The following is an 11,868-nucleotide window of genomic DNA, read 5'->3' as shown; positions in this document are numbered from 1 at the left end:
AGGAATGGAGAATATGATGACAAGCGAAAAGATACACATTGGATTACTTTTTGGTGGTAATTCATCAGAACATGACGTTTCAAAACGTTCAGCACATAATATCTACGATGCAATGGATAAAAATAAGTACGAAGTTAGTTTATTCATGTTTACAAAGGAAGGTGTACTACTTGGAGATGCTGCTTCACGTCGCATTTTTGATGGCGAACCAGAAGCAAAAGTTGTTGAAGATGTCTTACCAACAATTGATTTTACAAATCCGTTAGCTAATATCATGAGTTTAACTGAAGTTAAAGATATTGATCTTTTTTATCCAGTTATTCATGGTAATATGGGTGAAGATGGTACAATTCAAGGATTATTTAAACTTTTAGATAAACCATATATTGGTAGTGATGTTCGTTCATCAGCAATTTCATTTGATAAAGATTTAACTAAGAAAATGTTAACGTTAAATAATATCAGAAATACTAAATATTTGGTTGTTAAGGCCAACAATCGTGCTGAAATGACTTACGCACACATTAGTAAGGAACTTGGAGAAGTTGTTTTCATTAAACCAGCTAACCAAGGATCATCAGTTGGTATTCATAAGGCACATAACGAAAAAGAATTCCTTGAAGGTATAGAAGATGCATTTTTATATGACACAAAGCTTTTAGTTGAAGAATCAATCGAAAATCCTGATGAAATTGAATGTTCAATTCTTGGAAATACTGATTTAAAAGCTTCAAAATTAGGTGCAGTTATCGTACCTAAATCTGATGTATTTTACGATTACAATAATAAATTCGTTGATGCTTCAGGTGTGGAATTTGAAATGCCTGTTGAATTACCAGATGAATTAACAAAAGAAATCCAAGACATGTCATTACGTGCTTTTGAAGCATTGGGTTGTCGTGGTTTAGCACGAATTGATTTCTTAGTTAAAGATGGTATTCCATATCTTGGTGAACTAAATACGTTACCTGGATTCACAAACATTTCGCTTTATCCACAATTGTGGGAAGTTTCAGGAATTGGTTATTCAGAATTAATTGATAAATTAATCCAATTAGCATTCGACGAACATGCCGCTGTTAAAGAATTACATTATGACTTTACTGAATTACCTGAAATCTAAATTTTAAGAAGATTATTAGTCTGGAGACAGCACTAGTAATCTTTTTTATTTGAGTGAAGGAGAGAATAGAATATGGAAAGATGCCCATGGGCCCAATCGGGTAATCAGTTAATGCAAGATTATCATGATGAAGAATGGGGAAAGCCGCTTTATGGCGATCAACAACTATTCAGATTATTGAGTTTAGAATTAATGCAAGCAGGGTTGAGCTGGAAGACCGTTTTAAATAAACGTAATCATTTTAATCACGCTTTTGAAAATTTTTCAATTTACAAAGTTAGTCAATTTGATGAAGATAAAATTGCGGAACTAATGGAAAATGCAGATATTATTCGAAATAAGCAAAAAATTATCGCTATTATCGCGAATGCACAGGCGATCATAAGAATGAACCAAGATGGGCAATCATTTGATTCATTTTTATGGGAATTTGTAGCAAATAAACCAATTAATAATCTCTGGCGACATGCAGAGGATGTTCCAGCTGAAACCGACATTTCAAAAAAGTTATCTAAAGAATTGAAGAAATTAGGGTTTAAGTTTGTTGGTCCTAAAATTATTTATTCATTGATGCAAAGTATGGGTATGGTAGATGACCATATTACTTTATGTAAATTCAAGACAAAATAAAAAGAAATTAACCAATTATGGCTAATTTCTTTTTTTATTTTTTAAGATTATTTTTAAGAGCAGGTGTGTTATTTAAATCTGTTCGAACAACTAAGACATCAGAAACAGCAACTCGAGTTACGTATTCTGTAACTGAACCAATTAATAATCGTTCGACTGCATTCAATCCAGTAGCGCCGATCACAATTAAATCAATATCTAAATTAATAGGAACATTTTTAGCAATAACTACTTTTGGAGAACCATACTCAATTGAGTAGTCAACATTCTTAAGACCAGCTGCTTTTGCTTGTGCAATATACTTATTCAATGTCTCTTTTGCTGTATCACTAACTTGTTCAACCATTGACGTATCAAAACTTGAGATATTTTGGAATGCTCTAGTGTCAATAACATGCAAAAGATGAAGTGTAGAATCTTCGCCATTTCTTAAAGCTACTTGTACTGCTTTTTCGAATGCTAATTTTGCTTCATCAGAACCATCTACAGGAACTAAAATATTTTTATATTGTTGTAACATGGTCGGCCACCTCTTTCTTTTATATACCTCTATTTTACGACAAAACGAATGAAAATAGAAGTAAAAACGGTTACAAAGTTAGATTAATGCATAAAAAAAGATAAAATAATTGTTAAAGCACCAACCGTAAGGCAGGCTAGAGTAACTAGTATCCCACAAAATATGGGTATAAAAATGATTACTGAAATTAAGCCAACTAAGCTTTCAATACAGATAATTAACCCAAAGACAAGTAGTATTGAGCTTAGCACCTGGTTTGACTCAGGTTTAAATATCATAAAATTTTTGTTGCGATGTGAGAATAAGTAATAGCCGATAGTCAAGAGTAAGAGTGAAAGAACGGCTAAAAGTATCCGAATTAACATTTAAAGACTCCTTTATTCTTAATAAAAAAAGTCTGAGCAAACATAGTTTGCCCAGACCATCAAAGCAAAAGCTTTGGAATATCCGCGTAGTGCCGTTAATCATCTTCGTGAGTTGAGCCCGCAGTGAAGCAGGTGGCATCGACTGTACTAGCCTCTAACTACCAAGTGAAAAGGCTTGAAATTAGCTAGCCTATCAAGTTGACGCCTAGGTATAATTATTTGTTCGGTCAACATTCTAATAAGATAACGCGTACACTTCAGAACTTCATCTTTAATATAGCACAGACTTTTAAAAGGTGCAACAATTATGATGTAAGCGGCAACAAATCATCTTTTTGATGGATGTAATTTACTATATTGTTCTTTAAGTCCTTGTTCATAACGCCCGTTTGCTTTAGGCTCATAATAATTAGCATCTTTCAATTTATCTGGAAGATATTGTTGGGCAACCCAATCATTTGGATAGTTATGTGGAAATTTATAACCAATACCATGACCTAAATCTGCAGCACCTTTGTAATGTGAATCTTTTAAATGAGCAGGAATATCTCCAAAACCACCTTTTTCAATATCAGCAATTGCATTATTTATGGCAACATTTGCCGAGTCTGATTTGGGTGAGAGGCAGAGATCAATTACTGCGTTAGACAGAGGTATTTTAGCCTCTGGAAAGCCAATTTTTTCTGCCGCCTGTACAGCAGTTAAGGTTCTAGCACATGCTGCAGGGCTACTTAATCCGACATCTTCGTATGCCATTGTGATTAAACGCCTTGCAATTGTAGGTAAATCACCAGCAAGAATTAAACGTCCTAAGTAATGTAAAGCCGCGTTAACATCGGAACCTCTTACTGATTTTTGAAAAGCAGAAATAACATCATAGTGAGCATCGCCATCTTTATCATGGGTTAATGCTTTTCTTTGTAGACACTCTTCTATGACTGATAGTGATAAGGTAATGACACCTGAACTATCAGGTGGGGTTGACTTAGCAGCTAGTTCAAGTGCATTCAAAGAACTACGTAAATCTCCGTTGGTTGCTCGCGCTAAGTGTAACCGTGCATTAGCTTCTAAATTAATATTAAGATTTCCGAGACCAATATTTTTATCTACTAGTGCACGATCAAGTGCAGTTTCAATATCATTTTCGTCTAAAGGTTTAACTTCAAAGATTTGTGTTCGACTTCTAATAGCTGGATTGATGGTAATGTAAGGATTTTCTGTTGTTGCACCGATTAAAATAATTTGGCCACTTTCTAAGTGGGGTAATAAGAAGTCTTGTTTAGGTTTCGTTAATCGATGGATTTCATCTAAAAGTAAAATAACAGTACCGCTCATTTTTGCTTCTTCAGCTACGATTTCAAGGTCTTTCTTAGAATCAGTTGCAGCATTTAATTTACGAAATGCATACTGAGTTGATCCGGCAATAGCACTGGCGATACTCGTTTTACCAGTGCCAGGTGGTCCGTATAAAATCATAGATGAAAGCAGTTTTGCTTCGACCATTCGTTTGATAATTTTACCTGGACCAACAAGGTGTTGTTGGCCAACGACTTCTTCAATTTTAGTTGGTCGCATTCTGAATGCAAGTGGTTGTAACATATGTGGCTCCTTTCACGTTGATTACTAAAGAATAGTATAGCATATTGCATAAATTTAATTGGCACAATGGATTGCAAATATGAAGGATTAATTCAAATATTTGGTACAATGTAATAGACAAATGAGGAGGCACAATGATATGAAACTAGATGCAATCGGATTACAAATTCAGGAAGAAAAGCTCGCACCTCTACTTAGAAAATCGTTGATAGGATTAGAGCGAGAAACTCAAAGAGTGAAGAATACGGGAGTGCTGAGTTCAACTGATCATCCTGAATCATTAGGAGATAGATTTAAACATCCTTATATAAAAACAGATTTTGGCGAATCACAAATGGAATTTATCACGCCACCAATTGAGGGGGCTGATAATGTTATTAACTATCTAGATGCCATTCAACAAGTCGCAACACAAGAATTGGATAGTGATGAACAGTTATGGCCATTGAGTTCAATTCCTAAATTACCAGTGGATGAATCTAAAGTAAGAATAGCGCATCCAGATGAATTAGGATTTATATACCGAAATAAATTAGCAGAAAAGTATGGAAAAAAACGTCAACTTTTTACGTCTGTACATCTTAATTTTAGCTTTCCAGAAAAAGTAATTCAGATTTTATTTGATTCTGAGTTTCATAGTTATTTTAATTCTTATATAGAATTTCATAATTACGTCTATTTAAAAATTGGACGCAAATTTATGGAAAAGAGTTGGCTTACAACTTACTTGTTTGGAGCAACACCAATTGTTGAAAGTACTAATTATAATGCTTGTCATCCGGTTAGAAGTGTTAGAAACAGTGAATTTGGCTATACCAATATTGATAGTTCAGTTCAAGCTTCTTATCGATCAATTAACTCATACGTTACGTCACTTAATAAGATGGTCCAGAATGGTAAATTGTTATCATTTTCTGAATATTATGGAGATGTACAATTTAAATCAGCTACTAAAAAGGAAGATACATTAATTTCATCTGGTGTTAATTATATTGAACTCCGTGGATTTGATGTTGATCCATTTTCTCGTGTTGGTATTCAAGGTGACACAATTAAGTTTATTCAATTATTAGCGGCTTACTTTCTAATGACGCCAGATATGGCAGAAAATGAAGTTGATGATATTATATTTAAAGCGAAACAATTAAAAAATGAGGTGGCAATAGAAGACCCTAAAACAACCTCGATTGTTAAAAATGCTGCAATAAAACTGCTGAACGAATTAATTTTATTTAATGATAATTTTTATCTAGATAAAAATTTAGAGGATACATTAGTTCAATTTAAATTACAATTTGAACGACCTGAATTGAGTCTGAGTGCAAGGATAGTTGATGAAGATATTAATAAATCGTTGGCTGATTTTGCAATGGAACAAGCAAAATCTAATAAGATAAAGTATCAGTCACAGTTAAGTTCATTGATTGGCTTTAACTGTTACTCGAAAAATACGCAGCTTATTTTAGCAGCGTTGATAAAAAGAGGGTCTTATTTTGATCTTGTTGACAGTGATTTGGACGTCATACGGGTGAACGGACATCTTCTGCAAAATGGGGTAATTTCTGATTTAGATACCAGTGTTTTAAACAAAATTGCATATGACAAGCAAACAACTAAAAAAATATTGGGCAACCTTGATATTAAAGTTCCTAGTAGTATTAATGTACACACTTTAGATGAAGCTATGAACTATTATGCAGATGTAGTCAACAAAGCATTAGTTATTAAGCCAAGATTCATAAAGAGCAGTCAAGCAACACATGTATTTCGAGTGGCTCCGACGTTAAGCGAGTATAAAGAAGCCGTTAAACGTATCTTATCAATTGATACACAAGTTTTAATTGAAGAAATTACTGTTGGGTCAGTCTATCGATTTATGATTGTAGGTGGCCATGTAAAGGGTATTGTTGAAAGATTACCAGTTAGTGTAGTTGGCGATGGACGAAAGACGTTGGCACAGTTAATTACAATAAAAAATGCACAAGTAGAACGTACTAGTCAAGGTCCATGGTATCCGCTTAAATTGTCAGAAGTTGAACATCAAACAATAGCATCACAAGGTATTACTGAATCAACTGTTATTTCAAGAGGGTCTGAAGCAATCATTAGATATGATAGTAATTTTTATTCGGGTGCAAATCAAAATGAAGTTAGCAATCAAATGGACGAATCATATATAGCGTTAATTGAAGGTTATGCAAAACGTTTAAAAATGACGATGGGGGCAGTTGATGTGGTTATTCCTAACTTGTATATAGCATATGACTATAGACATAGGGATGCTTTAACCGTTCTTTCAATTGAAACGGCTCCTGATTTATCGATAAATTCGTTTCCTAATTTTGGAGATAACCAGCCTATTGCTAATGAAATAGTAAAGATTTTAGAAACCAAATAAAAAACTTAAACTACACTTAATATAAAAGTGTTAGTTTAAGTTTTTATGCTAATCGAATAAATTTTCAAAAAATGATTTTTTCTTTTCTGGCGTTTCAACTTGTATAATTGGATATTTTTCATTAATATCAATAACAGATTCATTAATCGCATTTTTTTCAGAAGCGACAACTAGCCCCATAATTTCAACCCCATCAGGAGTATCATTATTTGATGTTAATGTAAATTTAACATCATGCTTATGCGTTAAGGTGATGTATGGGGCTAATATATTCTGATCAATTGTACCATTAAGTAGAACATGATAGTCGGGATGTTCAAGTAGTTCTTTTTCAAATCCAGCCATATTTTTAGATGCTGTTACCTCAGCAACAGTCATTGCTAGGCTGACCCGCTCTCTAAATGTCCCTAAGTACTTTCTTTGTTCATCGGGATGAAGTTGAGGTGTTCCGTAAAGGCCAGATTGAAGATGTGGATCTAAGTTATTTTCAGTCATGGAGTTGACCACCTTTCAGTAAGTTATGAATTTAGCATACCATGTTTGATACAAAAGGAGAGAGCGAAATGTTTATAAAAGATGATTTTTTAATTTTTAAAGATCAAACATTAGACGGACGATTAAAAAAAATAAAGACAATTATTGATCCCAAATTCGAAAAGGTGGGAGCTGAACTACTACCTTTTTTAGAAGAACAATTAGGAATTAAAATGTATTTGCACATTGCAAAACATGCTAGAAGATCAAAAAATCCACCGCCTGATACTTGGATGGCTTTTAGCGAGAATAAACGTGGCTATAAAATGATGCCACATTTTGAAATTGGTTATTGGGATGATCGGTTATTTATCTGGTTATCTGCATTAGCAGATATTAAAGACAAAAGCTTGTATGAAGAGGGCGTTTCTGAATCAATAATAATGATTCAGAAACTAGAAGATACTTTCGTGTGGTCAGTGGATCATACAAATAAAGAGACGGGTACTTTAGCAAACACAATAACACTTACTGATAGTCAAAAGTGGAGTAGTGTACAAACTAAAGAACTATTGATTGGACAGAATTTAGCTATTGAAGATGAGTTTTTTAGCTTAAATGAATATAAACAACTAAACGACTTGAAAAATACATTACTGCCACTAATTGAAATCTATAAAATATGGACAAAAAAAACATCTCATTAAGAATGAGATGTTTTTTAATTTGAAATTATAATTTGTTGTAGTATTCAACGATAAGTGATTCGTCGATATCTGCTTCAAGTTCTTCACGTTCTGGTAAACGAGTTAATGAACCCTCTAATTTATCAGCATCAAATTGTACGAATTGTGGACGGCCAACTAATGCTTCCATTGCGTCTTTAACAATTTGTAAACTCTTTGATTTTTCACGTAATGAGATTACTTGACCGATTTCAACTGCGTATGAAGGAATATCAACGCGGTTGCCATCAACAGTAATGTGACCATGGTTTACCAATTGACGAGCTTGGCGACGAGTAGAAGCCAAACCTAAACGATAAACAACGTTGTCTAAACGACCTTCAAGTAAGATCATGAAGTTAACACCATGTTTACCTTCGCGAATTGTACCAGCTTTAATAAATAAGTTAGCAAATTGACGTTCTGATAAACCGTACATCATACGAAGTTTTTGTTTTTCTCGTAATTGTAAACCATATTCTGATAATTTACGGCGATTGTTTTGACCATGATCACCGGGTGCATAAGGACGACGAGCTAATTCTTTACCAGTACCTGTTAAAGAAAGACCTAATCGACGTGAAACTTTCCAACTTGGGCCAGTATAACGTGACATATATAAATTCCTCCAATATTTGTTTTGGAGTAAAATAATCCTTTGTGAACTTAGTATTCGTGCAGTTTGTTTTGCAATGTTCACCTTTGCAGCTGAAAGGGTACTAATTGAACCAAGACAATTGGGCAACAAACTGTTGACGAGCTTACCGTCCACCGCTGCATTATTTTACACAAGACTCATCATACTGTCTTTTTAAACTAATGTCAATTTGTTTTCACGTTTGTTTACATAATAAAAAGAATGTATATAATTAATAACATTAATTTCTATAAATAATAGATAAAAGCTAGTGAACGCTTTAAAGGTCTATGATATAATGATTAGAAGCATAAAATTTGAATGTGAAAAGTAAATATAAATTTTAGTAAGCTAAAGGCGGGATTAGGATATGACACAGATTTTTGTTGGAATAATAGTAGTAGCCATTATTATCTATGCAACAGCGTTTTTTCTTCAGAAACGCAATGAAAAAAAATTCGAAACATTTCGTGATCAAGTAAAGGTTATTGCTCATTCTGAAGTTGAACAACAGCTTCAGTTAACGAAGGATTTGGGGTTAACAGGTGAAAGTCTTAAAACATTTTCAGCATTACAATCAGACTTTAAAGAAGTGCAAAATGCAAAATTGCCTAAAATTTCGACACAAATTAATGAAGCATATGAAGCAAACTCGAAATATCAATTTCTTTCTAACCGTCAATTAGCGGCAGAAATAGAAGTAAAATTAATTTCAAGTGAAAAAACACTTAAAGGGATTGAAAAAGCATTAACGTCGTTGAAAGAAAGTGATGAAAGTAATCATCAAGCTGTTGATTCACTTGAAAAAAAATATCAGGATTTACGTAAAACATTATTATCAAAGAACTTTTCGTATGGACCTAGTATCGATAAACTTGAGGATAAACTAACTGGTCTTGAAGATGATTTTGACCGTTTTTCAACATTAACGAGTGCTGGAGATCATGATACGGCTGAAAAAGTTTTAAGTAAGTTAAGAGAAGATACAACTTCGTTAGAAAAGATTCTTGATGAGATTCCACCACTATATAAAAGTTTGAAGAACGAATTTCCAGATCAACTTGCTGAATTACAATCTGGTTACATGAAATTAACGGATGAAAATTATAATTTTCCAGTGGGGGATGACATCCCTAAACAAATAGACGAAATTCAAACACGTGTTGACGAAACATTACTTAAATTAGAGAACCTAGAAGTAGCGTCAACAATTGTTGCAGTTAATGACATGGCTAATCAAATTGATTATTTATATGATGTTATGGAAAAAGAGTTGGCCGCAAAAGATAAGATAGAAAAGCAAGAAGAAAGTTATCGTAAATTCATTGATCATGCTGAAAAACAAAGTCAAATGCTTTTAGTTGAATTAGATAGATTGGGTCAAAATTATGAATTAAGTCATAATGAATTAGAAGACGCGCAAAAATTAAATCAACAAATTAGGGACATTGATGCACAACATGATACTGATAAAGCGGTTATTGATTCTGGTGAAGCAATTTATAGCGAGATGGCTGAGCGAGTTGAACAAAACTCTAAGTTGTTAGAAAAAATTGAATCTGAACAACAAAAAATTGATGCTAGTATTCAGGATTTACGTAGCAATGAAAAAAAGGCCAGCGCAACAATTCAAAGATTTGATATTGAATTACATCAAATTAAAAGACAAGTTGAACAGGTTAATCTTCCAGGACTACCTAATGATTACTTAGATTTTTTCTATGTTGTTAGTGATGAAATTGAAGAAGTTGAAGTAGCAATTGGTAAATTAAGAATTAACATTGAAAAAATTGCAAAACAAATTATCGATATTGAAGCAGATCTTGAAAGTTTAGAAGATAAGACACACGATCTTATTGATAGTGCATCGTTATCTGAGAGTTTACTACAATATGCGAATAGATTTAGAAATTCGAATGAAGAGATTGCAATTGCATTTGAAAAGGCAAAGCAATTATTTAATAATGATTTTAATTATGCAGCTAGTTTGGAAACAATTGCGACTGCATTAGATAAAGTAGAGCCTGGTTCATATAAAAAAATAGAGAAACAATATTATGATAATATGGAAGACAGCTTTGAAATTGAATAGTAACTATATTAAGTGGGGACTAGGGCATTAATTTGTTCAGTCGCCACTTTTATATTCTATAAAGAAACACCAGGGATGAATAAAAAGTGTCAATCTGGTACGAAGTATATTATAATGAGAAAAGTATTTTTCAGAAAAGAAGGTAACTAATGATTTATTTTGATAATAGCGCAACAACAAAAATAACGCCCGAAGTTTTAGATACATATAATAAAGTTAGTGACCAAGTATGGGGTAATCCATCTAGCCTAAATAACTTAGGTGAGATAGCTCATAATTTATTAGAGCAGTCACGCCAACAGATCGCAAGCTTATTAAATGTATTTGAAGATGAAATATTATTTACTGGAAGTGGAACTGAAGGTGACAATTGGGTAATTAAAGGAACGGCTATGGCAAAAATGAACCATGGTAAGCACTTAATTACGACAACCGTTGAGCATCCTGCTGTTATGAATACAATGGCTCAGCTGGAACAGCTTGGTTTTGAGGTTACCTATTTGCCAGTTGATGATGAGGGGCGAATTAGTATTGATGATTTAAAGGCTGCTTTGAGATCTGATACTATTTTAGTTTCAGTTATGGCAGTTAATAATGAAATTGGAACCATTCAGCCTTTAGTTGAAATTGGGGACGTACTAAAAGATTATCCAACAGTTCATTTTCATGTGGATGCTGTTCAAGCCATTGGTAAAGGTGTGCAAGAAGCTTTTATGAGTGACAGAGTAGATTTTGTAACGTTCTCTGGGCATAAATTTCATGCGCCACGTGGAGTAGGGTTTATTTACAGTAAAAGAGGTCGTCACATTGAACCACTTCTTACAGGTGGTGGACAAGAACATAACTTACGTAGCGGAACTGAAAATGTACCTGCAATTGCTAGCATGGCAAGAGCATTGCGATTATTATTAACAGATGAAACTAAGATGGTGATGAAACAAAAAGCTGTTAAAGAATTAGTTTTCAACCATATTAGTAAGTTTGATAAGATTACAACTTTTTCAAAATTACAATCAAATTTTGCGCCACATATATTGTGTTTTGCAATTGAGGGTGTTCGTGGCGAATCAATTGTTCATGCATTTGAAAGTGAAGGAATATATATTTCAACTACAAGTGCTTGTTCATCAAAGAAAAATCAAGCATCTGGCACATTATTAGCAATGAATGTGCCAGAACCGCTTGCTAAATCAGCCGTTCGAATCAGTTTTGATGGAAATAATACGCTAGAAGAAGCAAAAGAATTTAATCGTATTTTTGATATTTTGTATCATAAATTTGAAAAAATTAATTCTAAATAATGAG

Annotated in this window: 10 protein-coding genes; 6 read left to right on the top strand and 4 right to left on the bottom strand. The window is 33.3% G+C overall.

Annotation, left to right across the window (positions count from 1 at the left end; genetic code table 11):
* Window positions 1-16: 16 nt before the first annotated feature.
* Together AC1RPQ_RS05660 and AC1RPQ_RS05655 are read left to right on the top strand one after the other, a co-directional pair.
* Window positions 17-1,123 (top strand): D-alanine--D-alanine ligase family protein, encoded by a 1,107-nt coding sequence (locus tag AC1RPQ_RS05660; RefSeq protein ID WP_409022784.1) that lies wholly within the window; start codon window positions 17-19, stop codon window positions 1,121-1,123.
* Window positions 1,124-1,195: 72 nt separating this feature from the next.
* Window positions 1,196-1,753: a DNA-3-methyladenine glycosylase I gene (locus tag AC1RPQ_RS05655; protein ID WP_481761660.1), complete on the top strand. Its 558-nt coding sequence runs from the start codon at window positions 1,196-1,198 to the stop codon at window positions 1,751-1,753.
* A 34-nt stretch (window positions 1,754-1,787) separates the two neighbouring features.
* On the opposite strand, the gene AC1RPQ_RS05650 is transcribed toward AC1RPQ_RS05655, so the two are convergent.
* Together AC1RPQ_RS05650 and AC1RPQ_RS05645 are read right to left on the bottom strand one after the other, a co-directional pair.
* Window positions 1,788-2,273: a universal stress protein gene (locus AC1RPQ_RS05650; RefSeq protein ID WP_409022337.1), complete on the bottom strand. Its 486-nt coding sequence runs from the start codon at window positions 2,271-2,273 to the stop codon at window positions 1,788-1,790.
* A 692-nt stretch (window positions 2,274-2,965) separates the two neighbouring features.
* Complete coding sequence (locus tag AC1RPQ_RS05645) at window positions 2,966-4,237, bottom strand: replication-associated recombination protein A (protein ID WP_481761661.1); 1,272 nt, start codon at window positions 4,235-4,237, stop codon at window positions 2,966-2,968.
* 139 nt (window positions 4,238-4,376) lie between these two features.
* Here AC1RPQ_RS05645 and gshAB point away from each other — a divergent pair, with 139 nt between their 5' ends.
* Entirely contained in the window at window positions 4,377-6,635 is a 2,259-nt protein-coding gene (gene gshAB / locus AC1RPQ_RS05640; RefSeq protein WP_481761662.1) for a bifunctional glutamate--cysteine ligase GshA/glutathione synthetase GshB, read from the top strand.
* 48 nt (window positions 6,636-6,683) lie between these two features.
* On the opposite strand, the gene AC1RPQ_RS05635 is transcribed toward gshAB, so the two are convergent.
* Entirely contained in the window at window positions 6,684-7,130 is a 447-nt protein-coding gene (locus AC1RPQ_RS05635; RefSeq protein ID WP_481761663.1) for a YueI family protein, read from the bottom strand.
* A 68-nt stretch (window positions 7,131-7,198) separates the two neighbouring features.
* On the opposite strand from AC1RPQ_RS05635, the gene AC1RPQ_RS05630 reads away from it, so the two are divergent.
* Window positions 7,199-7,816 (top strand): DUF1054 family protein, encoded by a 618-nt coding sequence (locus AC1RPQ_RS05630; protein WP_481761664.1) that lies wholly within the window; start codon window positions 7,199-7,201, stop codon window positions 7,814-7,816.
* A gap of 25 nt (window positions 7,817-7,841) precedes the next feature.
* On the opposite strand, the gene rpsD is transcribed toward AC1RPQ_RS05630, so the two are convergent.
* Entirely contained in the window at window positions 7,842-8,450 is a 609-nt protein-coding gene (gene rpsD / locus AC1RPQ_RS05625; protein ID WP_409022342.1) for a 30S ribosomal protein S4, read from the bottom strand.
* A 391-nt stretch (window positions 8,451-8,841) separates the two neighbouring features.
* Between rpsD and ezrA the strand changes: the two genes are divergently transcribed.
* On the top strand, window positions 8,842-10,563 hold the full coding sequence (gene ezrA, locus AC1RPQ_RS05620) for a septation ring formation regulator EzrA (protein ID WP_481761665.1): 1,722 nt from the start codon (window positions 8,842-8,844) through the stop codon (window positions 10,561-10,563).
* Between the two features lie 149 nt (window positions 10,564-10,712).
* On the top strand, window positions 10,713-11,864 hold the full coding sequence (locus AC1RPQ_RS05615; protein WP_481761666.1) for a cysteine desulfurase family protein: 1,152 nt from the start codon (window positions 10,713-10,715) through the stop codon (window positions 11,862-11,864).
* The last annotated feature ends 4 nt before the right edge of the window (window positions 11,865-11,868 follow it).

Source organism: Dellaglioa sp. CoH-57-MRSF-21 (assembly GCF_056781915.1).
Note: the sequence above shows the minus strand (reverse complement) of the source record. Positions and strands in the feature narration are given on the sequence as shown.

Coding starts and splice junctions, on each gene's coding strand:
- AC1RPQ_RS05650 (WP_409022337.1), bottom strand. CDS start 2,273: ATGTTACAACAATATAAAAATATTTTAGTTCCTGTAGATGGTTCTGAT.
- ezrA (WP_481761665.1), top strand. CDS start 8,842: ATGACACAGATTTTTGTTGGAATAATAGTAGTAGCCATTATTATCTAT.
- gshAB (WP_481761662.1), top strand. CDS start 4,377: ATGAAACTAGATGCAATCGGATTACAAATTCAGGAAGAAAAGCTCGCA.
- AC1RPQ_RS05655 (WP_481761660.1), top strand. CDS start 1,196: ATGGAAAGATGCCCATGGGCCCAATCGGGTAATCAGTTAATGCAAGAT.
- AC1RPQ_RS05630 (WP_481761664.1), top strand. CDS start 7,199: ATGTTTATAAAAGATGATTTTTTAATTTTTAAAGATCAAACATTAGAC.
- AC1RPQ_RS05615 (WP_481761666.1), top strand. CDS start 10,713: ATGATTTATTTTGATAATAGCGCAACAACAAAAATAACGCCCGAAGTT.
- AC1RPQ_RS05635 (WP_481761663.1), bottom strand. CDS start 7,130: ATGACTGAAAATAACTTAGATCCACATCTTCAATCTGGCCTTTACGGA.
- rpsD (WP_409022342.1), bottom strand. CDS start 8,450: ATGTCACGTTATACTGGCCCAAGTTGGAAAGTTTCACGTCGATTAGGT.
- AC1RPQ_RS05660 (WP_409022784.1), top strand. CDS start 17: ATGACAAGCGAAAAGATACACATTGGATTACTTTTTGGTGGTAATTCA.
- AC1RPQ_RS05645 (WP_481761661.1), bottom strand. CDS start 4,237: ATGTTACAACCACTTGCATTCAGAATGCGACCAACTAAAATTGAAGAA.